The organism is Thermocrispum municipale DSM 44069, assembly GCF_000427825.1.
GTDB lineage: Bacteria > Actinomycetota > Actinomycetes > Mycobacteriales > Pseudonocardiaceae > Thermocrispum > Thermocrispum municipale.
On the sequence record NZ_ATYT01000014.1, the window covers coordinates 45,153 to 69,136 of the forward strand.

Annotated in this window: 24 protein-coding genes and 1 pseudogene; 9 read left to right on the forward strand and 16 right to left on the reverse strand. The window is 68.6% G+C overall.

Translation table 11 applies throughout. From position 1 onward, the window contains the following. Positions 1–79 precede the first annotated feature (79 nt). The 5 genes from YWM_RS0113015 to YWM_RS23535 form a co-directional block, all read right to left on the reverse strand. Positions 80–832, reverse strand: coding sequence for an ABC transporter permease (locus YWM_RS0113015; protein WP_043660980.1), 753 nt, complete (start codon positions 830–832; stop codon positions 80–82). Positions 833–915: 83 nt separating this feature from the next. Then, positions 916–1,788: an ABC transporter ATP-binding protein gene (locus tag YWM_RS0113020; protein ID WP_245566029.1), complete on the reverse strand. Its 873-nt coding sequence runs from the start codon at positions 1,786–1,788 to the stop codon at positions 916–918. After that, positions 1,772–3,451: a thiamine pyrophosphate-dependent enzyme gene (locus YWM_RS23530; protein WP_084608833.1), complete on the reverse strand. Its 1,680-nt coding sequence runs from the start codon at positions 3,449–3,451 to the stop codon at positions 1,772–1,774. Before YWM_RS23530 ends, YWM_RS0113020 begins: the two co-directional genes overlap by 17 nt. Further along, positions 3,444–4,898 (reverse strand): NAD-dependent succinate-semialdehyde dehydrogenase, encoded by a 1,455-nt coding sequence (locus YWM_RS0113030; RefSeq protein ID WP_043660982.1) that lies wholly within the window; start codon positions 4,896–4,898, stop codon positions 3,444–3,446. The genes YWM_RS23530 and YWM_RS0113030 overlap by 8 nt, the downstream gene beginning before the upstream one ends. Then, the gene (locus tag YWM_RS23535) at positions 4,895–5,677 is read right to left on the reverse strand and encodes a GntR family transcriptional regulator (RefSeq protein WP_051309560.1); all 783 of its coding nucleotides are present in this window, start codon (positions 5,675–5,677) and stop codon (positions 4,895–4,897) included. The genes YWM_RS0113030 and YWM_RS23535 overlap by 4 nt, the downstream gene beginning before the upstream one ends. A gap of 743 nt (positions 5,678–6,420) precedes the next feature. Here YWM_RS23535 and YWM_RS0113045 point away from each other — a divergent pair. The 3 genes from YWM_RS0113045 (at position 6,421) to YWM_RS0113055 (ending at position 8,925) form a co-directional block, all read left to right on the forward strand. Continuing rightward, positions 6,421–7,167: a DUF4328 domain-containing protein gene (locus YWM_RS0113045; RefSeq protein WP_028851102.1), complete on the forward strand. Its 747-nt coding sequence runs from the start codon at positions 6,421–6,423 to the stop codon at positions 7,165–7,167. Between the two features lie 185 nt (positions 7,168–7,352). After that, positions 7,353–7,697, forward strand: a complete 345-nt coding sequence (locus tag YWM_RS0113050) for a hypothetical protein (protein ID WP_245566030.1) — start codon at positions 7,353–7,355, stop codon at positions 7,695–7,697. A gap of 31 nt (positions 7,698–7,728) precedes the next feature. Further along, positions 7,729–8,925, forward strand: a complete 1,197-nt coding sequence (locus YWM_RS0113055; protein ID WP_028851104.1) for a peptidoglycan-binding protein — start codon at positions 7,729–7,731, stop codon at positions 8,923–8,925. 76 nt (positions 8,926–9,001) lie between these two features. On the opposite strand, the gene YWM_RS0113060 is transcribed toward YWM_RS0113055, so the two are convergent. Next, a complete protein-coding gene (locus tag YWM_RS0113060; protein ID WP_028851105.1) occupies positions 9,002–9,409 on the reverse strand; it encodes a hypothetical protein in 408 nt (135 codons plus the stop codon). 188 nt (positions 9,410–9,597) lie between these two features. Between YWM_RS0113060 and YWM_RS0113065 the strand changes: the two genes are divergently transcribed. From YWM_RS0113065 to YWM_RS23540, 3 genes are read left to right on the forward strand one after another with little or no spacing between them, the layout of a single operon-like run. Next, on the forward strand, positions 9,598–10,047 hold the full coding sequence (locus YWM_RS0113065; RefSeq protein WP_043660984.1) for a DUF2243 domain-containing protein: 450 nt from the start codon (positions 9,598–9,600) through the stop codon (positions 10,045–10,047). Further along, a complete protein-coding gene (locus YWM_RS0113070) occupies positions 10,044–10,814 on the forward strand; it encodes a cytochrome c oxidase assembly protein (RefSeq protein ID WP_052344861.1) in 771 nt (256 codons plus the stop codon). Before YWM_RS0113065 ends, YWM_RS0113070 begins: the two co-directional genes overlap by 4 nt. Positions 10,815–10,822: 8 nt before the next feature. Further along, positions 10,823–13,273, forward strand: coding sequence for a molybdopterin oxidoreductase family protein (locus tag YWM_RS23540; protein ID WP_043660987.1), 2,451 nt, complete (start codon positions 10,823–10,825; stop codon positions 13,271–13,273). A gap of 1 nt (position 13,274) precedes the next feature. On the opposite strand, the gene YWM_RS0113080 is transcribed toward YWM_RS23540, so the two are convergent. Together YWM_RS0113080 and YWM_RS0113085 are read right to left on the reverse strand one after the other, a co-directional pair. Further along, positions 13,275–15,062 (reverse strand): thiamine pyrophosphate-requiring protein, encoded by a 1,788-nt coding sequence (locus tag YWM_RS0113080; protein WP_028851108.1) that lies wholly within the window; start codon positions 15,060–15,062, stop codon positions 13,275–13,277. 18 nt (positions 15,063–15,080) lie between these two features. Continuing rightward, positions 15,081–15,272: a hypothetical protein gene (locus YWM_RS0113085; protein ID WP_043660989.1), complete on the reverse strand. Its 192-nt coding sequence runs from the start codon at positions 15,270–15,272 to the stop codon at positions 15,081–15,083. A gap of 162 nt (positions 15,273–15,434) precedes the next feature. Here YWM_RS0113085 and YWM_RS23545 point away from each other — a divergent pair. The 3 genes and pseudogenes from YWM_RS23545 (at position 15,435) to YWM_RS0113100 (ending at position 17,921) form a co-directional block, all read left to right on the forward strand. After that, positions 15,435–15,841 (forward strand): annotated as a pseudogene (locus tag YWM_RS23545) (DUF6098 family protein). Then, positions 15,838–16,938: a carboxylate-amine ligase gene (locus YWM_RS23550; RefSeq protein WP_052344862.1), complete on the forward strand. Its 1,101-nt coding sequence runs from the start codon at positions 15,838–15,840 to the stop codon at positions 16,936–16,938. The pseudogene YWM_RS23545 and the gene YWM_RS23550 overlap by 4 nt, the downstream one beginning before the upstream one ends. After that, complete coding sequence (locus YWM_RS0113100; protein WP_028851110.1) at positions 16,935–17,921, forward strand: iron-containing redox enzyme family protein; 987 nt, start codon at positions 16,935–16,937, stop codon at positions 17,919–17,921. The genes YWM_RS23550 and YWM_RS0113100 overlap by 4 nt, the downstream gene beginning before the upstream one ends. Positions 17,922–18,022: 101 nt before the next feature. Here YWM_RS0113100 and YWM_RS0113105 read toward each other — a convergent pair whose 3' ends face one another. The 8 genes from YWM_RS0113105 to YWM_RS0113140 form a co-directional block, all read right to left on the reverse strand. Next, positions 18,023–18,181 carry a CDGSH iron-sulfur domain-containing protein gene (locus tag YWM_RS0113105; RefSeq protein ID WP_084612394.1) on the reverse strand — a complete coding sequence of 53 codons (159 nt, stop codon included), beginning with the start codon at positions 18,179–18,181 and terminating at the stop codon, positions 18,023–18,025. A 37-nt stretch (positions 18,182–18,218) separates the two neighbouring features. Then, entirely contained in the window at positions 18,219–18,857 is a 639-nt protein-coding gene (locus YWM_RS0113110) for a HemK2/MTQ2 family protein methyltransferase (RefSeq protein WP_028851112.1), read from the reverse strand. Positions 18,858–18,927: 70 nt separating this feature from the next. Beyond that, positions 18,928–19,911, reverse strand: a complete 984-nt coding sequence (locus tag YWM_RS0113115) for a TIGR03557 family F420-dependent LLM class oxidoreductase (RefSeq protein ID WP_245566031.1) — start codon at positions 19,909–19,911, stop codon at positions 18,928–18,930. Between the two features lie 187 nt (positions 19,912–20,098). Beyond that, positions 20,099–20,734, reverse strand: a complete 636-nt coding sequence (locus tag YWM_RS23555) for a TetR/AcrR family transcriptional regulator (protein ID WP_052344863.1) — start codon at positions 20,732–20,734, stop codon at positions 20,099–20,101. Positions 20,735–20,765: 31 nt separating this feature from the next. After that, positions 20,766–21,026: a DUF6158 family protein gene (locus tag YWM_RS0113125; RefSeq protein ID WP_028851114.1), complete on the reverse strand. Its 261-nt coding sequence runs from the start codon at positions 21,024–21,026 to the stop codon at positions 20,766–20,768. A gap of 29 nt (positions 21,027–21,055) precedes the next feature. Then, entirely contained in the window at positions 21,056–21,922 is an 867-nt protein-coding gene (locus YWM_RS23560; protein WP_084612389.1) for a SigB/SigF/SigG family RNA polymerase sigma factor, read from the reverse strand. 220 nt (positions 21,923–22,142) lie between these two features. Continuing rightward, the gene (locus YWM_RS0113135) at positions 22,143–22,802 is read right to left on the reverse strand and encodes a class I SAM-dependent methyltransferase (RefSeq protein ID WP_043660991.1); all 660 of its coding nucleotides are present in this window, start codon (positions 22,800–22,802) and stop codon (positions 22,143–22,145) included. A 158-nt stretch (positions 22,803–22,960) separates the two neighbouring features. Next, entirely contained in the window at positions 22,961–23,980 is a 1,020-nt protein-coding gene (locus YWM_RS0113140; protein ID WP_028851116.1) for a 1-aminocyclopropane-1-carboxylate deaminase, read from the reverse strand. Between the last annotated feature and the right edge of the window lie 4 nt (positions 23,981–23,984).

Genomic DNA, 23,984 nt, shown 5'->3' on the forward strand with positions numbered 1-23,984 from the left:
GTCAGGACCGCCAGCGAGAGTCGGGCGGCGGACCTCATTGTCCGCAGAATGCTCACGACGATTCCTCTCCTTTCACCGGTCACCAGAAGACAAGCCGCTTGCGCAGCTGCACGGCGATTTGGTTGAGCACGACGCCGATGGCGGCCAGCACCATCAAGGTGGCGAACACGCCCGCGGTGTCGTAGTTGGTTTGTTGTTGCAGCAGCAGGACGCCGAGTCCTTCTTGCGCGGAGACGAACTCACCCAGCACCGCACCGAGCAGGGCGAGCACGGTGGCGACCTCGAACCCCGCCAGCACCGACGGCAGGGCGGACGGCAGCAGGAGTTTGGTCCAGGTCTGTCGTCGTGATGCGGACAGCGAACGGAACAGTTGCGCCCGGGCCCGGTCGACGCTGAGCACACCGCTCATCGTGTTGACCAGCAGCGGGAAGAACGTCAGTGTCGCCGCGACCAGCACCTTCGGCGTGGTGCCGAAGCCGAACCAGATCACGAACAGCGGAGCGAGCGCGATCTTGGGCAACGACTGCAACGCGACCAGGTAGGGGTAGAACGTGGCCCTGGCGATCGCCGACTCGCCGAGCACGAGCCCGCCGACGATGCCGACCACCGAGCCGAGCAGCAGGCCGAGCAGGGTCTCCTGCAACGTCACCAAGCCGTTGGTCCACATCTGGTCGAGCAGGAACGCGGAGCCGAACTGGGCGAGCACGTCGGACAACGGCGGCAGGATGAACTTCTCCAGGCCGAGGATCCCCGGCAGGAACTCCCAGCCTGCCGCCACCACGACGGCCAGCAGCACCGGCGGCGCCACCTTGCGCAGCGTGCGCCCGCCCATCACGCACGCCGTCGAGCAGAGCCGCTGCCGCTTCGGTGTCCAGTCGTTCGGTGTGCTCCGGTTCCGTGTCGGGTTTGCGCTGCTCAGACACCTGCATGGCGGTCCTCCCGGATGAAGTAGGAGCGGATGTGTCCACACGTCTGCGCGAATTCCGGCGACTGGATGAGCGACACGTCCCGGTCCTTGGGCAGCGGGACGTCGATGATTTCCAGGATTCGTCCCGGCCGCGGCGAGAGCACCACGACACGTCCGGCCAGGTAAACGGCTTCGGAGATGTCGTGTGTGATCAGGACCGTGGTGACACCGCTGGCGGCCCACATGCGCCGCAGGTCGACGTTCATCTGTTCGCGGGTCATGGCGTCCAGCGCGCCGAACGGTTCGTCGAGCAGCAACACCGACGGGTTGGCCATCAGCGCGCGGCAGATCGCCACCCGCTGCTGCATCCCGCCGGACAGCTCGTGCGGTCTGCGGTCGGTGAAGTCGCCCAGACCTGCCCAGGTGAGCAGTTCTCTGGCTCGCTTGCGGTCGTCCTCGTCGATGCGGTGCTCGAGCTCGCGGGGCAACAAGCAGTTGCCGAGCACGGTCTTCCAGGGCAGCAGGGTCGGCGCCTGGAACATCATCGACACGTCCCGCCGCGGCGACTTGAGCTGCTGCCCGCCGACCCGGATCTCGCCCGCGGTGGGCTTGATCAGGCCGGCGAACGCGTGCAGCAACGTCGTCTTCCCGCACCCGCTCGGCCCGACGATGGCCACCAGCTCCCCGGGCTCGACGTCCAGGGAGAAGTTCTCCAGCGCCACCACGGGTTGCTTGCCGCGGCCGCCGAAGACCTGCGTGACGTTCTGTGCGGTCAGCCGCAGCGGTGACGGCATGGACAGCTGCGGGAAGCCGCCGCCTGGTTCGGATGTCTCGGTGGGTTGGTCGGCAAGGGCGGTGGTCTGACTACGTTTGCGGAACATGGCTTCCCTCCCGAACGAGTGGGCCTGGGTCAGGGAAGGCCCCGACCGGAACCTCGACGAGCGTCGGACGATCAGCGGTCGCCGCCTCTTTCAGCAGCTGGGTGAGGTGGCGCGGCGACGTTGCCGTGAAGCTGTCCAGCCCGAACACCCGACCGAGGTCGGCGAAATTCGGGTTGTGCAAGGTGGTCCCGAGCGTTCGGCCGTCGAACTGCTCGAGCTGGGTGCGCAGCACGTTGCCGTACGCGCCGTCGTTGAAGACCACGAACGTGGCCGGGATGCGGTAGGCGACCGCGGTCAGCAGTTCCGCCATGCCGTAGGCGAAGCCGCCGTCGCCGGAGATCGACACCGCGCGCACGTCGGGGCGAGCCACCTGCGCGCCGATCGCCGTCGCCAGGCCGTAGCCGAGGGCGCCCTGGTAGCCGGCGGAGAGGTAGGTGCGCGGCTGGTACACCGGGAACGCCACCCGGGACAGATAACTGACCTGGGTCAGCTCGCCGACCAGGATGTCGTCGTCGGCCATGCCGTCGCGCAGCGCGCCGACCCACTCGGAGATCTCGCCGAGTTCGGCGATCTGCGCCGCACACCGGGTGCGGATCCGGTTGACGTCCTCGGTGATCCACATCGAGCGGGTCTCGCCGAGCTCCGCCGCCAGCGCCTCCAGGCCGAGACGGGCGTCGCTGTGCAGCGCGACGGTGGGCCGGTGCGGTGCGCCCAAGTACGCCGGGTCGGCGTTGACCAGGATCGTCGGGGTGTCGGTGACCAGCGGTGAACCGTCCATCCGGACACCGCGGCTGCCCACGATCAGCACGAGGTCGGAGGCGGGGATGACTTCGCGCCCGCCGAGACTGGTGAGCGTCCACGGGTGGCGGTCGGACAGCGCGCCACGGCCGTTGGCCGTCGTCACCACGGGTGCGCGAAGCTTCGAAGCGAGTGCGCCGAGTGCGTCGCTGGCGTCCGCTGCGGCGACGCCACCGCCGACGAGGATGACCGGACGCTCCGCGGAGGCCAGCAGCTCGGCGGCGCGAGCCACGGACTTCGGGTCCGGCACGACGCGGCGGGGGCTGCCGGGGACCGCGACGGAGGAACCCGTGAGCTCCTCCTTGAACAGGTTCTCCGGGATGGAGATGGCGACCGGTTGGGGGCGCTCGCTGCGCACCGCGACCAGCCCGTCGCACACGGCCGCGGTCAGATCGCCGACCGAGCGGACCGCCCGGACCGATTTGGTCACCGAACGCAACACGGTCTCCTGCGCGCGGATCTCGTGCAGCAGGCCGCGGCCGCCGTCGATGGCCCAGGTCGGCAAGTTCACCGCGAGGGCGAGCACCGGCGACGAGCAGGAGAACGCCGTGGCCAGGCCGGTCATCGTGTTCAGCACGCCCGGGCCGGGGACGGCCGCGAGCACGCCCGGCCGGCCGCTCGCCCTGGCGTAGCCGTCGGCCATGTGGGCCGCGCCCTGCTCGTGCCGGCACGAGATGAACGTCAGCAGCTCCTGCCGCCTGGCCAGCGCGTCGACGAAGAAGTCGAGCTGGACGCCGGGCACGCCGAACAACGTCGACACTCCGCCCGCGACGAGCTGGTCGGCGACACCGTCCGCGCCGATGTTGCTGGTGACAGCGGACGCGTCGACCGCCTCGCTGCCCACCCCCGAAGCGAGATCAGACACGCTGGGCCACCGCCTTCGTCTCGAGGAAACCGTCGATTCCTTCCAAACCGCCCTCGCGGCCGATGCCGCTGTTCTTCATGCCGCCGAACGGCAACTGCGGTGCCAGCGGGAACGGGTCGTTGATGCCGATGACGCCGAAGTCGAGCCGCTCGGCCAGCGACCACAGGTGGCCGGTGTCGGCGCCGTAGAGGTAGGCGGCCAGCCCGTAGCTGGTGGCATTGGCCTTGGCGATCACGTCCTGCTCGTCGGCGTAGGAGTACACCGGCAGCACCGGACCGAAGATCTCTTGCTGGGCCAGCACGGCCGAGTCGCTGACGTCGGTCAGCACGGTGGGGCTGAAGAACGCGCCGTTGCCCAGTTCGCCGTCGGTGAGCCGCGAGCCCCCGGTCAGCACCTTCGCGCCCAGTCGGACCGCGTCGGCCACCTGCTCCTCGAGTTTGCGCAGGGCGGACTCGTCGATCAGCGGCCCGAGGTCGACGCCGTCGCTGGTGCCCGGGCCGACCCGTAGCCGGGAGACACGCTCGACCAGCGCCGCGCAGAACCTCTCGTAGAGCGATTCGTGGACGTAGAGGCGATTCGTGGCGATGCAGCTCTGACCACTGGTGCGGAACTTGGAGGCCACCACGCCGGCGACGGTCTCGTCGACGTCCGCGTCGGGCAGCACGATCGCCGGCGCGTGGCCGCCGAGTTCGAGCGCCACTCGCTTCAGCAGGCCCTCGCCGTGCCGCTGCAGCATCAACCCGACCTCGGTCGACCCGGTGAAGCTGATCTTCGCCACCCGGGGGTCGGCCAGCAGTGCCTTCACCAGCGGATCGGGCTGCGACGTGGTCAGCAGGTTGAGCACGCCGGCAGGCAGGCCGGCCTCGACGAGGTGGCCGACCAAGGCCTTGGCGATGAGGGGAGTTTGTTCGGCGGGCTTGGCGATCACCGTGCAGCCCGCGGCCAGGGCCAGCGCGATCTTGCGCAGGAACATGCTGGCCGGGAAGTTCCACGGCGAGATCGCCACGGTGATGCCGACCGGCTGCTTGAGCACCGCGCCGCGCCTGCTGCCGCCGAGGTCGATCACCCGGCCGTCGGCCCTGCGGGCTTGCTCGGCCGCCCAGGTCATCGCCCCGGTGGTACTCCCCAGCTCACCCCGCGCTTCTGCGAGCGGCTTGCCGTTTTCCCTGGTCAACAGCAGGCTGAGCCGGTCGGCGTCGGCCGTGATGGCGGCCGCGGCGTCGCGCAGTACTCGGGCGCGCTCGTCCGGTGCGGTCGCTCGCCACGCGGCCGCAGCGGCAGCCGCAGCGTCGACCGCGGCCGCCGCGTCGTCGACTCCCGCGTCGTCGGCCGAACCGATTCGCTCGCCGGTGGCCGGGTCGTGGACGTCGAACCGTGCCGGCGCGCTGCGCCACGCACCGTTGATCAACAATGTCGGCTCGCTCGCCAACGCGGTGTCGCTGGTCATGAATTGTTCTCCGCTTTCGCCGATTCCTGTGCTTTGCGTTGGCGCTGCTGCTCCTCGACGGTGCCGTCGAGCATCTTGATGCGGGCCTGTCGCGCCCGCGCCGTGTGATGCTGCGCCAGTTCTTCGGCGCGCTTCGCGTCGCCGGACTCGATCGCCTGGAGGATCTCGTCGTGCTCCTCGATCGACTTCGCGGCTTCCTCCGGCAATGAGAAGGTCGAGCCGGGGTAGCGGTGGTGCGTGTCGTGGGCCTTCCGCAACATCTCCAGCAGGAACGCGTTGCGGGAGGCGACGCAGATGGCGTCGTGGAAGTCGAAATTGAGGCTGGCCATCCGCGCGATGTCGCCGTCGTCGAATGCCCACTTCATTTCCCGGTGCAGCCTGCGGAGCCGGATCAGGTCGGTGGTCGACGCGTTCTCCGCGGCCAGTCGTGCGGCCAGCCCGTTGAGCACTTCCCGCACGGCGTAGACGTCCAGCACTTCTTCCGGGGTCACGCTGGCCACCACCAGCCTGCGGCCGGTGGTCCGCTCGAGGAAACCCTCGGTTTCCAGGCGCAGCAGCGCTTCGCGGATCGGTGTGCGGCTGATGCCGAACAGCTCACCGAGTACCGGCTCCCGCAGGTACTCGCCGGGCTTGATGGACCCGGCCGCTATCGCGTCGCGCAGCGCGAGATAGACGGCTTCGCTCGCGTTCGCCGCGGTCCGGTGGGACCGCCAGAGCTCGGCGAGCGTGGGGGTGTCGTAGCCGTCGGAAGCGCCGGAATCGTCGCGATCGTCTGCCAAAGTATTCAATGCTGATCCTCCTGTCGACGTAAATATACAGTTGTATTTTCTCCGGTCAAGGGGCCAAAGGGACGCCGGGGGTGACCGGGAGATGTCGGGCACGTTGCGCCGCGTCCGGTTGCGGAAGCTGATGTGCCGCCGTGGTTGCCGCTCGGGGTCGGCTTCGGATTGCCCCGAGAGCGTGTCGAACCGCGAAAAGATCACTTGGTCTGGCTCGCCGTGAACAGCGCGCTTGCCGTCGTAGCAGCTCTTGCATCGATCGCCGGTGCCGTTGCGAGGTGTCAGGGGCTCGCTTCGAACGCCGCCGGCAGCGCGAACAGCGCCAGTGGGAACGGCACGACCGGACCGGCCGGTACAGCGGGTCGTTGCTGACGGCCGCGTCGTCGTTGTCCAGCAGGCTTTGCAACGCCGTCGACACCGACCAGATCGCGGAGTCCACCGGTGGGGACGGGCGGTCCGGCTCGCCGCAGCCGGGCTCCCACCAGGTGCGTGCGGTAGAGCGCGTGGAACTCCAGGCCCTCGACGACGAATCCGCCGAGCAGCCCCCCAGATGCCGGCGACCCACCTGCACTGCGCAAACGTGGCGCTGACGGGCCGCCGTGAGATCAACTTCGGGCGGTTCGTCCGGTCATCGCCCGAGTGGCGCCATGACCGCCGCTCCGTTTCGGACGACGAGTACCCCAACCAAATCCACGCCTCTCCGGTCGCTGCATGTGGACCGAGCCGAGAGAGGACGGGAAGGAATGACGACCATCGACATCACGCCACAACCAGAGCAGGTCGAGCTGACGCGCACCCGGGGCGCCCTCGCCGCGGTGTCCGTCGTGTTCGTGGCGATTCTGAACTTGATCTTGACGCTGACCATGCCCACCGTGTCGGACGAGGTGCTTGCCCAGCTCGACGACCTGGCGGCCGGGCGCGACCCGGACTACACCCCGGATTTCTCCGAACTGCCCGACGACGTCCCGTCGGAGGTCACGGAGGTCTCCGCGCCGGTCGACGTCGCGAACGACTACGCCGCCTGGGAGTTGTTCAACGACCTGACCACGGTGATGTGGTTCGGGGCCGTCGTGGCGTTCCTGGTGTGGCTGTGGCGGGCACGCACGGTTGCCGGCGCCGTCGCCGACTGGCAGTTGGACCACTCACGGCCGAAGGCGATCTGGTCGTGGTTCGTGCCCGGCGTGAACCTGTTGCTGCCCTACCTCGTGGTCGCGGAGATCTGGCAGGCAAGCAAGCCGGACGACGACAACAGTGGTCGTGGTTTGCTGGTCGGCTGGTGGACGTGCTGGATCGTGTCGTTGTTCGCTTCGTTGTTCTCGGTGTACGACCTGGCGACCACGTTGACCTCGCCCCAGCCGAGCGCGACGTTCTCCAACGGGGTGGCGGCGGCGTACGTGTCAGCGTTGGCAGTTGTCGGGGCCGCGGTGTTCCTGGTGCCGATCATCCAGCGCATCGACAGCTGGCAGATGGCTGCCGCCCAGCGTCGGTAAGCACACCTGCGCACGACCGAGCTGACTCACGTTGTCAGCTCGGTCGAGCGCTGTTCGGGGAACGCTTCGGCGGAATCTCGCGTCCAACATTCGCGCAGACGCCCGACAGTGGGCGCGATTGCGGAAAGCCGCCCGCAAGCGTGCACCACGCCATAGACTTCCCAGGCAGACAGCATGCGCCTGCGATGACTGTGGCGAGTGCGGAGAAAGAGGGGACGTTCATGAGCCGCCGTTACGACCCGGAGGCGATTGCCTCGTTGGCCAAGAAGGTTGCTGGGCTGACCGACGGCTACAACAAGACCAGCGACGATCTGGGTGACGGTGATCCTGGCACGGCGTTCGGGCATCTGAACAACGCCGCGTCGGCGGGCTCGACGGTCAAAGGCTTCTACAGCAATGTCAACAGCGAACTGAGGGCCGCGAGCAAGCTGGTGCAGGCGGCCGCGGACGCCCTGTCCGATGCCGCCGAGAGGTTGCGCAACGACGAAGACGAAACCGCACACACCTTCGGTGGCTCCAGGCGGGCGTGACCGGGACGAAGAGGGGAACCAGGGGTAGCCGATGACGACCGCGGAAGAGAGAACGAGCACGCTCGATGACCCGTCGCGCGACCGTCCGCCTGCGATGGATGCCATCGACAAACACGCCAAGCAGTCGGAGAAGCTCGATCCGTCCGCGGTCAACGAGCAGGCCCGCAAGGTCAGCACCGCGGCGACCAGCACCAATGACCTGGGCGACGACCTGAAGGTGTTCCGCGAGGACGTCCTGCGCAACTGGGACGGCAAGGACGCGGAAGCCGTCGCCGAGCACCTGGAGAAGCTGAGCAAGGCCAGCTACAACGTGAGCGACCGCGCCGAGGCGGCGAAGAAGATCCTCGAGCGCGTCGCCGAGATCCTGGAGAACGTCAAGAAGAAGGTCGCCCAGTTGGCCAAGGAGGCCAACGACAACGACGCGGAGAACCGCAAGCTCATCGCCGCCGCCCGCAGCAGGAAGAACAGCTCGGACGACGAGAACGAGATCGCCGCCGCGGCGTCGGAGATCGAGCGGCTGCGCACCCTCAACGAGAAGGACGCCAACGGCAAGAAGGAGGAGATCGAGCGCGCGCTGGACGAGGCGGAGAAGGAGATCGACGACCTGCTCAAGCCGCTCGGTCTGGAGATCGAGGACGGCTTCGTCGAGCTGGTGCCCGCCAAGTCGACCGAGACCAAGACGTCCAGCAGCTCGCAGCCGGTGCACGAACCCACCAGCTCGGGTCCGGTCACCGGCAGCGGCGGCGGTGGTGGCGGCGGTGGTGGTGGCGGCGCCGTCGGAGTGCCCGGGGACGGCCGCCCGGCCAAACCGATCGACGCGCGCGGCGACAACCCGGCCAAGATCGCTGAGCGGTTCCTCGGCCGCAACGCCGGCGACCTGAAGATGAGCGGCGAGCTGCCTGCGATGCAGTCGTGGGTGCCGAACAACGTCAACTGCGCCAACTTCGTCTCCGGCTGTCTGGAAGCCGCCGGTCTCATCGACAAGGAGCAGGCGAGCGCCTCGGTCGCCCAGCTACGCGCCAACCTGAAGGCGGACGGCTGGCGTTCGATTCCGCTGTCCGAGGCCAAGCCGGGCGACGTGGTGATCTCCAACAACGGCGGGCACGTGGTGCTCTACGCGGGCGACGGCCGGTTCATCGGCTCGAACAACGTGAACCCGGACGGCTCGCAGCGCATCAGCTGGGGAGGTGGCGGTGGCCTCGTGGAGGTCCTGACTCCGCCGACGTAAACCGTAGGGACGGAGAAAGCGGCCGCCCCCGCCACGTGGTGGGGGCGGCCGCCTTTCGTCGGGGCTTGCCAGGTGGTCAGACTCCGATGACCGAGCGCGGGGCCTGGTGCTCGTCCGGCCAGGTCAGCCAGGCGACGTCGGTCGGGCCGATGGCGTACTCGAGCAGCCGCCACGACCGCACGTCGGCGTCCGCGACCGCATTCTCGTCCTTCTTCAGCAGCGCCGCGTAGGTGTCGGACAGGGTGCCGTCAGCGGCCGCCGCCTGGTAGGAAGTGCCTGCGTAGTTCGGGCGCCCGCCGTCCGAGCCGCGCATCGTGCCCTGCACGAACACCCACGGTCCGAGCCGGTTCACCCGCTCGACGTCCAGCCGTATCCGCACGCCGAACGCTTCGCGCAACGGTGCGGCTGCCGCCTGGACGATCGCCTCACGTGCCGGCTCGTCTTCACCCAGCACGCGTGGAACGGATTCGGACGGGCTGTGCATCGAGCTTCCTCCCGACAGCAGGGCAGCGATTGATGGTGATGACGTCTCACGGTAGCGCGCCGGTGGCCTCGACGTTGGCGTTTCCGCCGAGTTCACGCCCGTTCGCGAGTCTCGCACCTGGCGTTTTCGCGCCGGGCCGCCGCGGGTAGCCGTGGGCGCGGTATCGGCGGCCGTCGGGAGTGGCTCGGATGCACCAGACGCGGATCCTTCCAGGGCGTTCGACGGGTGTCCTCGCGTTGATCGGCGCCGCGCTGATAGCGGCGATCGACGAGATCGTGTTCCACCAGATCCTGGCCTGGCACCACTTCTACGACCGATCCACCACCGAGCTCGGGTTGGTGTCGGACGGTTTGCTGCACACCGCCGAGGTTGTCGGGCTGGCTGCCGGACTCGTGCTGTACGCGGACCTGCGTCGGCGCAATGCGTTGTCGGTGCCACATGCGTGGGCGGGCTTGTTCCTCGGCCTGGGTGGATTCCAGCTCTTCGACGGGTTGGTCAACCACAAGGTTCTGCGCGTTCACCAGGTGCGCTACGGCGTGGACACGCTTCCGTATGACTTCGTCTGGAGCGGGGTCGGGGTCGCGCTGTCGGCCGTCGGCGTGGGGTTGGCCGTGCGCGCGAAACGGGCGCGGACATGACCGCACCAGGGTTCGTGGACTGGTTGCTCGGCACGACGGTGGTGCTCGCAGCGGCCGCATATCTGCGCGCGGCGGCGTCGTTGCGCAGACGCGGGGACACCTGGCCGCGTCGCCGAGATGTCGCGTTCGCGGCCGGTGGGTTCGCGTTCCTTGCCGCGCTGCTGGTCCCCGTGCCCGGTGGTCCGTTCACCGCGCACATGGCGCAGCACGTTGTTCTCGCGATGGCTGCCCCGTTGCTGCTCGTGCTCGGGCGGCCGGTCACCCTGATGCTGCGGGTTGCGCCGTCGTCGGTGCGTCGAGGCGTGCTGGCGGTCGCTCATTCGCGAGCGGCCGTCGTGCTGCTGTTCCCACCGCTGGCTGCGGTGCTGGACGTCGGTGGGTTGTGGCTGCTGTATCGCACATCGTTGGCTTCGGCGACCCATCACGACGAGTGGCTGCGCTCCGCCGTGCAGCTGCACGTCGTGCTCGCCGGGTTGCTCTTCACGTTCGTGGTGTGCCAGCTCGACCCGGTCCGGCGCCGGTGGAACGTGGTCTGGCGGGGGCTGACCTTGTTGGGTGCAGGCGCGGCACACGCCATCCTGGCCAAAACGCTCCACGCCTGGCCGCCGCCCGGCACGAACTTCACCGCTGCGGACGTGCAGGGTGGCGCGCAGATCATGTACTACGGCGGCGATCTGGTCGAGCTGGCGCTGGCTGCGGCGCTTGCCCGGCAGTGGTACGTCCGTAGCGGCCGCGCGCGAAGGTTCGCTTCCCGAGGCTTCGGGTAGGCCGGAGCATGGCAGGCAAGAACGTACGGACAAGCCGGGACGCCGTCGCTGATCCATGGGGGAGCCGCACCCCCTACGGCCAAGGGGAGACCTGGCCGGTCCGGGTCGACATGCGTCTCGATGACGGCATCTCCGTCGACGACGTCGACGTCTGGGTGCAGACCGCCTCGGTGCTGCACTCCAACGGCGACGCGATGGACATCGCGGTGGCCGGCGGGCGCATGGTCGGGGTGCGCGGGCGCGCGGTCGACCGGATCAACCACGGTCGGCTCGACGTGAAGGACCTGTTCGGTTGGCAGGCCAATGCCTCGACCGATCGCCTGACCCGTCCGCTGGTACGAAAGGACGGACGCCTTGTCGAGACCGATTGGGACACCGCGCTCGACCGCGTCGTGGCGGTCAGCCGCGAACTGCTCGATTCGCACGGCCCGACCGCGCTCGCGTTCTACACCAGCGGCCAGCTGTTCCTCGAGGAGTACTACACGCTCGCGGCGATAGCCCGTGGCGGCATCGGCACCCCACACCTGGACGGCAACACCCGGCTGTGCACGGCGACCGCGGGCGAGGCGCTGAAGGAAAGCTTCGGCTGTGACGGCCAGCCGGGCTCCTACACCGACTTCGACCACGCCGACGTCATCGCCGCGTACGGCCACAACATCGCGGAGACGCAGAGCGTGCTGTGGTCACGGATCCTCGACCGCCGCGCCGGGCCGAATCCGCCGACGCTGCTGTGCGTCGACCCGCGCCCGACCCGGGTCGCCCGCGAAGCGGACATCCACTTGGCGCCGCTGCCGGGAACCAACATGGCGCTGATGAACGGGCTGCTGCACGAAATCGTGGTCAACGGCTGGGTCGACGAGGACTGGATCGACCGCGCCACGGTCGGCTACGACGATCTGGTCTCGGTGGTGGCGGACTACCCGCCGGAGCGCGTCGCCGAGATCACCGGGCTGGATCCCGGCCAACTGCGCGAAGCCGCCCGCGTGCTCGGCACGGCCGAGCGCCTGGTGTCCACCGTCCTGCAAGGCTTCTACCAGTCACATCAGGCCACCGCGGCGTCGGTCGCGGTCAACAACGTGCACCTCGTTCGCGCCATGCTCGGGCGACCGGGATGTGGCGTGTTCCAGATGAACGGCCAGCCCACCGCGCAGAACACCAGGGAATGCGGTGCCGACGGCGACATGCCCGGATTCCGTAACTGGGCGAACGAACGCCACATGGCCGAGCTCGCCGAGCTGTGGAACGTCGACCTGGCGGACATCCCGCACTCGGGCCCGCCGACCCCGGCGATGGACATCATCGCGGGCATCGAGGACGGCTCGATCCGTCAGTTGTGGGTCAGCGGGACGAACCCCGCGGTGTCGCTGCCGGAACTGGACCGGATTCGCCGGCTGCTCGGTGGCGAGGATCTGCACCTTGTCGTGCAGGACCTGTATCTGACCGAAACCGCCGCACTGGCCGACGTCGTCCTCCCGGCAGCGGCGTGGGGCGAGAAGCTGGGCGCGTTCACCAACGCCGACCGCACGGTGCACCTGTCCGACAAGGCCGTCGAGCCTCCCGGCGAGGCGCGACCCGACCTGGAGATCTTCCTCGACTTCGCGCGCAAGATGCGGCTGGTCGACCGCGAAGGCGCGCCGTTCCCACCGTGGCACGACGCCCCGTCCGCGTTTGCCGCGTGGCAGCGGGCCAGCGCCGGCCGTCCGTGCGACTACACCGGACTGTCCTACGAGAAGCTGCGAGGCGGTAGTGGGATTCCCTGGCCGTGCGACGCCGAACATCCCGACGGAGCGGAACGCCTGCACGCCGACGGCTTCCCCGCGCATCCCGACTACTGCGAGCAGTTCGGCAAGGATCTGGTGACGGGTGAGCCGGTCAGTGAGGAGGAGTACCGGCGCTGGAACCCGCAGGGGCGGGCGATGATCAAAGCCGCGCCGTACGTCCCGCTCGAGGAGAGGCCCGACGACGTCTACCCCTTCTACCTGATCACCGGTCGCACGCTGACCCAATTCCACACGCGCACCAAGACCGGCCGAGTACGACAGCTGTCGGATTCCGCGCCGCAGGTGTGGGTGGAGATCAACGTCTCGGACGCCGTCGACCTCGACCTGACCGAGGGTGATCTGGTGCGCGTCGAGACACGCAGGGGAGAGGTACTAGCCCGGGTGCGGCCCACCGACATCCGGCGTGGGGTGCTGTTCCTGCCGTTCCACTACGGCTATTGGGATGCCGAGGCCGACGACCGGCAACGAGCCGCCAACGAGCTGACTCCGACGACGTGGGATCCCGTCTCGAAGCAGCCCTTGTTCAAAACGGGCGCGGCCGCGCTCGCGATCGTCGCGCAGGCGGAGGGATCCGTCGCCCCGGCGCCGACGCACACCGCATCCGCGCCCGCAGCGGGTTCCGTCGCGCCGACCACCGGTGGCGATCAAGCACTCGTGGTGGAGAACCCCGTCGGGTGACTTACTCGCCGGGGGCCAGTTCCTGCGCCTTGGCGCGGATGCCTTCCATGAGCATGCGCCACGCGCCGCGATCGCCCTTGCCGAGAGCCTCCGCGGTCGCCTTGAGCTGATCCAGTCCGACGTGCGGCGGAATCGGCGGCACCTCGGGGTCGCAGACCACGTCGAGCACGACCGGGCGGTCGGCCGCCAGCGCGCGGTCCCACGCGGGTCCGAGGGCTTCCGGGGTTTCCACCCGAATGCCGTCCAACCCCATGGCGGTGGCGACGTCGGCATAGGAGACATCCGGCAGCGCCTGCGACGGCTCGAACCTCGGTTCCGCGCTGAGCGCCCGCTGCTCCCAGGTCACCTGGTTCAAGTCGTTGTTGTGCAGCACGCAGACCGCGAACCGCCGATCCGGCCACAAGTGGTGGTAGTGCCGCACGGTCAGCAGCTCCGCCATGCCGTTCATCTGCATGGCGCCGTCGCCGACCAGCGCGACCACGGGTCGGTGCGGGTCGGCGAACTTCGCGCCGATGGCGTACGGCACGCCGCAACCCATCGAGGCCAGCGTGCCGGACAGCGAACAGCGCACCTGGCCGCGGATCTGCAGCTGCCGGGCGTACCAGTTGGCCACCGATCCGGAATCCGCGGTGACGACGGCATTGTCCGGCAGGCGAACGGACAGCTCCCACACGATCCGCATCGGGTTGACCGGGTTGGCGTCCAGCATCGCCTGCTGCTCGGCCACCGTGTGCCAATCCGCCACGATCTCGCGTACCCACTCGCCCCACGACGGGTCACCGGCGGAATCCAGCAGGGGAAGGAGCGCGCGCAATGTGGCGGTCGCGTCGCCGACCAGGGGCACTTCGACGGGGTACCGCATGCCGATGGAGCCGCCGTCGATGTCGATCTGCACCGCGCGCGCCTGGCCGTACTCCGGCAAGAACTGCGAGTACGGGAAGTTCGAGCCGACGATGAGCAGCGTGTCGCACTCGGTCATCAGCTGCCAGCTGGCGCGCGTGCCGAGCAGGCCGATCGAGCCGGTCACGTACGGCAGGTCGTCCGGAAGCACGTCCTTGCCGAGCAGCGCCTTGCTCACCCCGGCACCCAGCAGCTCGGCCACTCGGCGGATCTCGTCGCCCGCGCCGCGGGCACCCTGCCCGACGAGGATCGCCGGGCGGGATCCGGCGTTGAGAACCTCGGCGGCCGCGGCGAGCTGTGCTCGGTCGGGGATCGACGTCGTCCGGAGCGGTGCGGGCGGACTGGACGGTACGTGCTTGAACTCGTGCGCCGGCGCGCGGTACGGCAGGTCCTGGACGTCCGCGGGAATGATCAACGCGGTGACCGTGCGCCGGGTTTGCGCGGTGCGCATGGCCCGGTCGAGCGCGTTCGGCAGCTGCTCGGCGGCGTTGACCTCGACCAGGTACTCGTGCGCGACGTCCTTGAACAGCGCCTGCAAGTCGATCTCTTGTTGGTAGCTGCCGCCCATCGCGGTCCTGGCCGTCTGGCCGACGATCGCGACGACCGGGACGTGGTCGAGCTTGGCGTCGTACAGGCCGTTGAGCAGGTGCACCGCGCCCGGGCCGGATGTCGCCAGGCACACCGCGGGCTGTCCGCTGAACTTCGCCCGCCCGACCGCTGCCAGTGCGGCGGTCTCCTCGTGGCGGGTCTGCACGAACCGCGGGCGGTTACCCGCGCGACCCAGTGCGGCGAGGATGCCGTTGATGCCGTCGCCGGAATAGCCGAAAAGCTGGGCGACCCCCCATTCCTGCAGGCGCGCTACCAGGTGATCAGCGACCGTGATGCTCATGTCCTGCGACGGACCGGGTTACGCCGGACGCCGGTGGATGGTGTTCTTGCTCAGAATCGCTTCCAGCGTGTGTGGTGTGCACTTGTGGGCCTGCACCGGCCGGAGCTGGGCATCGGGTCGGGACGCCATCAGCGCGGCTTTCTTGGCGCGCGTCCGGATCTTCGCCGCGGTGAGCCGCTGGCTGGCTTTCCGACCAAAGTGCTTGAGCATCACTACCTCCTCGACCCCGACCTGACAAACGGCTACCCAGCCAAGACGCCGAGCTAACCCTGGCTGTGTGAGCGCGGGACGCGCGCGATTCACCGCGGTGGTCTCCGGGTAGACGCCCTCATGTCATCGATCGACGCACGTTGGCGCGCGCTGGGCGGGGACATGGGGCACATCGCGGAGCTGACCGACCTCGTCCGGATTCTCGACCTCGGCGTGCCGGCCTACTTGCGGTATTCGGCCGGCCCTGAGTCCGATGCCGAGCACCCCAGCCAGGACCACGAGAGCGGTCTGCTCATGCGGGGGTGTCCGCGAACTCGCTGCGGCCACCCAAGTGGCGGACGCTGCCACCGATCGACTGGGTGGCCAGGCGGATCTGTCAGTACTTGCGGGAACTGCGAGAAGGAGCGCATCCGTGGATCCTCACCGGGAAACAGATCGACTTCGGGCCGGACGACGACCCGTTGCTGGTCGAGATCCAGCCGATCGCCTGGCTGGACTCCAGCGTGCTGGCGCAAGCCCACGAGCACTGTCGACGCGAACTCGACGCCGGCCGGCAAACGCATCGATGACGCACACCGTCGGAGTGGAGGAAGAATTCCTCGTCGTCGACCCCTTCTCCGGGCACCCGGTTCCGCGCGCCGCGGACCTCATCGGTGACGCCGAGGAGAACCAGGATGGCTCGAGCCTGGAGTACGAACTGTCCACCGCGCAGGTGGAGACCGCCACCGGCGTATGCACGTCACTTGCGGATGTCAGAACGCAGCTGATGAACCTGCGGGGGGATCTGGCGGCTCGGGCAGACGCGGTCGGTGTGGGGTTGCAGTCGGCGGGTGTGCCGGTGGTGGACGCTGCCGCGCCGTTGACGCCAGGGGAGCGGTTCGAGCGCATGGGACTGACCTACGGGCTGGTGCTCGGTGAGTACCGGTGTTGCGCGTGCCAGGTCCATGTCGGCGTGCCGGACAAGCAGGCGGCCGTCGCGGTGGTCGATCGGGTGCGGCGGTGGCTTCCGACGCTGCTGGCGATCTCGGTGAATTCGCCGCTGGCCGACGGCCAGGACACCGGGTACGGCAGCTGGCGCATGGTGCTGCAGAGCAGGCTGCCAGGCAGCGGTGTGCCACCGAAGTTCGGCTCGGTCGACAACTACGACCGGGTGCTGGCCACGCTGGTCGACGCCGGAGTGTTGATCGACGAGCGGATGACCTTCTGGGTGGTGCGCCCGTCACCGACCCAGCCGACCGTCGAGTTCCGGGTGGCCGACGCCGCCCCGGACGTCGAGGGATCCTTGCTGCAAGCCGCGTTGTCGCGAGCGCTGGTCCGCCAGGAGCTGGACGACATGGCCGCAGGCATACCGGCCGCCGACTGTTCCGACACCGTGGCGGCGGCCGCGTTGTGGGCTGCTTCGCGCTACGGCCTGACCGGGCCCGCCATCGACCCGGTCAGCGGCAAGCAGACGCTGGGGATCGTGCTGCTCGCCGACCTGCTCGATCACGTCCGGCCTGCGCTGGCCGCGGCCGGCGATCTCGAACAGGTTCGGCTGCTGGTCGATCGTCTGTTAGCCATGGGCACCGGCGCCGAGCGCCAGCGTCGGGCGGCGGAGCACGGCATGTCGGCGGTGCTGGACACGGTCGCGATTACCGCGGCCGTCCAGCGGGAAGCCCCGGCATGACATCTGCTGGAGGTGCGATGCAACCGACTGTGCCCGCTGCGCGTGGAGAGGTCTCCGCGGCACTCATCGAGGCGCTCACGTCCGACGGTCACCTGCCGGTGGTCCTCGCGGATATGGATCCGTACGGCGAGGACCTGCACCTTGCGCTGCACGTGTGCTACGAGCTGCACTACCGCGGCTTCGCCGGGGTCAGCGACGACTGGGAGTGGGACCCCGGACTGCTGTCCGTTCGGCGTGATCTCGAGCGTCAGTTCCTCGAGGCATTGCGCCGCGACGTGGGCGGCGGAACCGATGTGGCCGGGGAATTCGACGAGCTGCTCGTGCTGCCCGCCGACGGCGAAGGGCTGTCCGGGTACTTGGCTCAGGAAGCGGAGAGATGGCAGCTCGAGGAGTACTTCGCGCTGCGCTCGATCTACCACCTGAAGGAAGCCGACCCGCACGTGTGGGTCATCCCGCGGCTGCAGGGACAGCCGAAGGCCGCACTGGTCGCGGTGGAGTACGACGAGTTCGGCGGGGGCCGGGCGGAGAACCTGCACGCCAAGCTGTACGCGGATCTGCTCGACGGAGCGGGCCTGAGTTCGGAGTATCTGCACTACCAGGACCAAGCGCCCGCGGCCATGCTCGCCGTGGTCAACCTGATGTCGATGTTCGGACTGCATCGCTCGCTGCGGGGAGCGTTGGTGGGCCATTTCGCCGCGGCGGAGATCAGCACGGCGCCCTCGGCGAAGAACATCGTCACCGCTCTGCAGCGTTTCGACGCCGACGAGCGGTGCGTGCGCTTCTACACCGAGCACATCGAGGCTGACGCGGTGCACGAGCAGGTCATGCGCCACGACGTGGTCGATGCGTTGCTGAAGGACGAGCCGGACCTGGCCGCCGACGTCGTGCTCGGTATTCAGGCAACGGAGCTTGTCGAGGCCCGCTTCGGCGAGCACGTCCTGCAAGCCTGGCGAGCGGGCGAGTCCGCGCTGTTGCCGACGTGACTTGCTGATCGGGGCGGCACTGCTGGCCCTCTGTCCAGGATGGTCAGCGGTGCTGCTCGCCGACTTCGGGGCCGGAGCGGCGTTGCTGGACCCGGCGTGGCCTACTGCTTTCGGGTGTGGCGACGTTTGCGCCGGTGGCTGGTGTCGCACAGCGGATAGGTCTTGCTGCGGCCACAGCCACAGATCGCGACGACGAAGCGGTCCGAGCGGACCACCTCGCCCTCGTGATCTTCGATCTCGACCGGCCCCTCGACCAGCATCGGCCCGCCCCTGCTGACTCTGATCCGGCGTCGCAGCTCATCGTTGCGCACGGATGACCACCAATTCTTCGCTCCGCTGACCAGGTTCGATCAAGTCCCGGCGTTCCAGCCATTTGGCCCGGCCACGCAGCACGGGGCCGAACGGCAGGGTGCGTCGCTCCACGATGTCGGCGTCGAGGCCGGCTTCGCGCAGCATCCGGACACTCACTTCGGGGTGGCTCAGCACCGACTGCACCAGGAGCAGAAAGCCTTGCGGGCGGAGCAGTCGATTCACCGACGAACACAACGGGTCCAATATTTCCCGGCCGTCGACGCCCGCATCCCACGCGCGCGCCGCGCCGGAGGCCTGCGCGAGCATGCTCGGTACGTACGGGGGATTGGACAGCACCACGTTGTACTGCTGATTGCGCAGATTCCGGATGTCGCCGCGGCGCACGCGCAGTGGCACGCGGTGCCTGCGGGCGTTCAACCAGGCCGCTGCGATGGCTTTGGCCGAGACGTCGAGCCCGGTCGCGGACCGGGCCCCGGATTGCAGCGCCGCGATGGCCAGCGCTCCGGTGCCGGTGCCGACGTCCAGTACGTCCGCATCCCGCACCCCGGCGGTGGCCACCGCTTCGGCAAGCATCCAGGTGTCGTTCTGTGGTCGATAAACCCCCGGCGGGGCGATGAGCTCCATGCGGCTGAATACCTCGCGGCGACAGATCGAAAACCGTTCACCGGCATTCGGAACCGGCTCGGTGTGGAATTCAGAACTCGCCGGCCAGCTGCTCGGTCCAGAACTCGAAGAATTGCTCCTGGTCAGGACCGATCTGTTGGATGTACAGCTCGTCGACACCCGCGTCCAGGTAGGACCGGACGGTGTCGAAATACCGCTGCTTGTCCGGGCCGCACGCCATCGCGCCGGCCACGGCGTCGACGGTGACCTGTGTGGTCGCCTGCTCGAAATCGCTCGGATTGGGCAGGATCTGGCCGAGCTGTCCGGGAACGAGCTGATTGCCCCACAGACGATGCGCAGTCTTTGCCGCAGCCTCGGCGTCCGGGCCGTAACACACCTTCATTCCGGCCTGTACGGGTTTGTCGCCGCCGCCTTCGGCGCGGAAGAGGTCGATCAGTTCTTTGTTGGGTGTCACCGTGCAGTACCCGTCGCCGAGGCGCGCGGCCAAGCGGGTGGCTTGCGGGCCGAATCCGGAGACGTATACCGGTACGGGTTGGTCGGGAGTGGTGTAAAGCTGGGCTTCTTCGACCGTGTAGTACTTGCCGCGGTGCGTCGTCTGCTCGCCGGTGTGCAGCGCGCGGATGATCGCGACAGCTTCTTCGAGCATCTCCAGCCGCACGCCGATCGGGGGCCAACGGTCACCGAGGACGTGTTCGTTCAACGCCTCGCCGGTGCCGACGCCGAGCCGGAACGTGCCGTGGGTCTGCACCGACGCGGTGGCGGCGGCTTGGGCGATCACCGCGGGGTGAATCCGCATGATCGGACAGGTCACCGCGGTGGTGACGGGAAGATCCGTCGCTTGTGACAAGGCGCCGATCACCGACCAGACGAACGGGCTGTTGCCCTGTTCGGAATTCCACGGGTGGTAGTGATCGGAAATCCACAGCCGTTCGAAACCCGCCTGCTCGGCGAGTTTCGCTTGCCGCACCAGTTCGTCCGGCCCGTATTCCTCGGAGGCCAGGAAGTAGCCGAAAGACACCATGCGCCCGGCTACCCGCAGGGCGTCGGCGGACAAACCGGAGCAATGATGCCGCTGGTGGTCAGGTCAGGCGGATGTTCCCGGGGCCATGGTGCGGTGATCAGCCGCGGCGGATTCCGTCGCGGCGGAGCTTGCGCATGAGCCGCGGTGGTGTCCGTGGCGACGGAGCTTCCGCATCAGCCGCCGTGGTTTTCCAGCGCGACGAAGCTTCCCGCAGCGGTGGTCAGCTGCCGCCGGCCTTGCTGCCTGCAGGGACGCGCTCAGGCCCGTCCGGCGTGCGGTGCTGCTCGATCAAGTCCGCCGCCATGATCTTGGCGCGGCGCGCGGCCTCCCCGTCGCCCTCGTAGGCGGCGATGATCGACCCCTTCATCAGGATGTGCCAGGAAAGGGCGAACTCTTCCGTGCGGTGCAAGCCTGCTTTCTCGGCGCGCTCCTTGACGATGCCGCGCAGCTCTTCCAGGCAGTCGATGGCCGCCCGGCTGACCGGGTGATCCGGACCCATCTCCAACAGCACGTTGATGAATGTGCAGCGGTCGAAGTCATCGCTGTGTATCCACTCGTCGAGCACGTCGAACATGGCGAGCAGCTGTTCGTCCGGGGTGCTGCCGCGACGTTCCGACTCGTCGCGGACCATGTCCCGCGTCCATACCTGTTGCCTGCGCTCGAGGAACGCGATGACGAGATCGTTCTTGGTGCGGAAGTGCCGGTAGAGCGTCGCCTTCGCCACCGACGAGCGTTCGATGACCTCGTCGACGCCGACCGCGCGGATCCCTCTGCGCGAGAACAACTCGTACGCGGTGCGCAGGATCCGTTCCCGCGCGACATAAGGATTGCGGTGGTCCTCGGGATCAGCCGTCATGAGCGTCTACCGTACGCCTTCCTTCGCATCGCTAACGACCACCGGGGGTGGTGTCGTCCTGGCCTGCTGCGTGCCTGCTGCCACTGCGGGTGCGACGAGCATCGGGAGCGCCTTCGTCGGGGAAGCGCCGCAAGAACTCGTGCTCGAGTTCCAGCATGCGTTCTGTGTGGGTCCGCAAGGCTGCGGCCGTGCCGCCGAGCACCGTTCCGTGCCGGGTGTCGTGCAGGTGCCGCATCTCGCGGCGCAGGTCTTCGTCGGTCAGTTGTCCTGGTGGGATCCCATGTGCGGTCATGCTTTCACTGGTACCCCTTGCATTGATGATCATGCCGCGTCATGACCGGCACGGTCGAGCGGCACGGGTTGGCTCAGCACCTCGCGCAACAGGCGCAGCGATTGCGCCAACAGGCGGGAGACGTGCATCTGCGACAGCCCGACCACGCGGGCGATTTCCGACTGGGTCATCTCCCGGTAGAAGCGAAGGATGAGGATGTGGCGCTCGCGGTCCGGCAGCTGGGCCAGAGCGGGTTCGAGGTCGACCACGTCGAGCACGTTGTCGAAGCCGGCATCGGCGCCGCCCAGGAAGTCACCGACCTCGCTGCCCGGGTCGTCCGCGGAGCCGGCCGGGCGGTTCAGCGAACCGGGGTGGTAGGCCGCTGCGGCGGACAGGCCCTCGTGTACCTGCTCGATCGGGATGTTCAGGTGGCCGGCCAGCTCGCTGGGTCGCGGAGCGCGGCCGAGCTTCTCGATCAGCTCGTCGTTGGCTCGCTGCAGCGCGATGTGCAGTTCCTTGAGGCGGCGCGGGACGCGGAGCGCCCACGTGCTGTCCCGGAAGTGGCGTCGCAGCTCGCCCCGGATGGTGGGGATGGCGTACGGCAGGAAGCCACGGCCGACCGACGGCTCGTACCGGTCGACGGCCTTGATCAGGCCGATGATGGCGACCTGGATCAGGTCGGCGGTGGGCTCGCCGCGGTGCTGATAACCGCGGGCGAGCCGGTGTGCCAGCGGGAGGTGGGCGTCGATGATCTGCTCGCGCAGCACGGCCCGCCTGGGGTCGCCCGGTGGCAGCTCGAAGTGCTCGACGAGCAGCGGCTCGAGGCTGTCGAACTCGCCGTGCGACTGTCTGCGGGACGGCGGTGGGGGAGTAGTGGGCCGTTCCGGGGTGAGGACGGCGGCTGTGGTCGAGGTCAAAACAGCTCCCGTGGTGTTGCTGCACGGGGCGGTCAGCCGCGCGCGAAGGGTGATTCAGGTTTTCCGGCTGTCAGCTCAACCGCGAACCTTCACCCTGCCATAGAACAGACAAGTCTGTCTACTCTCGCGGGGTGTGGCGTACGGCGCACGGATCGTGCGGCTGGACGAGGCCGACCTGATACCCGGCTGCGGAACGACGCCGGGACCTCCGGGCGGCCGATCAGCTCGCCGTCGCGTCGGGAGCATCCGGGCGCCGGTACAACAGTGAGTAGCGCCAGAACAGGTGGCGTCGGATCACGACTCCAGGAAGCAGGGTTGCGGCCAATTCCCGGATCTCGGCCAGCGTCATCGACGGTGGGGCAACGGGCGCGCGGACGCGTTCACGGGCTTGGCCGCGTTGGCGCCGGAACGGTGTCTGTGCCAGGCCGGCCACCGCGAATGTGGCGGTGCCCAACCAGTTCAGCGGCACCGCTACCAGGCTGACGGCGTAGTCGGTGGCAGTGCGTTCCCGGTACAGGCCGAGCACCGCGAGTACCCCACCGGGCCGCAGAGCTTCCCGCAGCCGCGGCACGATCGTCGCGAACGGCATGTGATGCACCACCGCCAGACAGCTGATGAAGTCGTAGCGTTCCGTGCCCAGATCCTCGGTGAGCACGTCCGCGACGCGGTAGTGGACGTTGGACGGTTGTGGGTTGCGCGCCTTCGCGGCGGCGATCACTTCGGGTGCCCGGTCGACGCCTTCCACCACCCGGGCTTTCCGCGCCACCGCCCTGGCGAAGGTCCCCGTCCCACACCCCACGTCCAAGGCCCGGTCACAGTGCGGAGGCACGTGACGCAGTAGCTTCCGGTGGTAGAGATCGTTGTGATCCCACGCCCGCATGGATTCTCCTCGCGACACCCGAGGCAACCCTAGCGACACCGCAACTGCCGGCCGAGGAATTGGTGACTCCGCCGCCGCGTGTCCTGGCCCTGTCGGCTTCTGCTCAAGCAACGGTGTCCGAGCGCCACGGCAGGCGCAGAGCGGCCGCGTCGCGGTTGTCAGGAGAACAGTGCGCTGTAGCCGTTGATGGCCGGCTGGCCACCGAGGTGGGCGTAGAGCACGTTCTCGCTGCGGCCGATCTCGCCCCGGTCGATCAGGTCGATCAACCCGGCCATCGACTTCCCCTCGTACACCGGGTCGGTGATCATGCCCTCGGTGCGAGCGGCCAGCCGCATGGCTTCCATCGTGGTGTCGTCGGGAATGCCGTAGACCCCGGCGTGGTAGCGCTCGTCGAGCACGATCTCGTCGTCGCGGAGTTCGCGTTGCACACCGATGAGCTTGGCGGTGTTGCGGGCGATGCGGCTGATTTGCTCGCGCGTCTCCGCAGGCTTGGCCGACGCGTCGATGCCGATGATGCGTCGCTGTGGGCCGCCCGCGTCGGTGAGCTGGGCGAATCCGGCGATCATGCCTGCTTGGGTGCTGCCCGTGACCGAGCAGACGATGATCGTGTCGAAGAAGACGCCGAGTTCGCGTTCCTGGGTGGCCACTTCGTGGGCCCAGTTGGCGAAACCGAGACCGCCGAGCGGGTGGTCGGAGGCGCCCGCCGGAATGGCGTACGGCGTGCCGCCGGATTCCTCGACGTCGCGGATGGCTTGCTCCCAGCTTTCCTTGAAGCCGATGCCGAACTCGGCGCGGACGAGCCGGACGTCCGCGCCGGTCAGTCGGCTGAGCAGGATGTTGCCGACCCGGTCGTAGACGGCATCCGGCCAGTCGACCCAACTTTCCTGGACCAGGACGCATTTCATCCCGGCGCGGGCGGCCACTGCGGCGACCTGGCGCGTGTGATTGGACTGCACGCCGCCGATGGAGACGAGGGTGTCGCAGCCCTGCGCCAGGGCGTCGGCGACCAGGTACTCGAGCTTGCGGGTCTTGTTGCCACCGAAGGCGATGCCGGAGTTGCAGTCTTCCCGCTTGGCCCAGATCGTCGCGCCGCCGAGGTGCTGGGTGAGCCGGTCGAGCCGGTGGACCGGGGAGGGGCCGAACAGCAGGGGATAGCGCTCGAAGGAGGAGATGGACATGGCG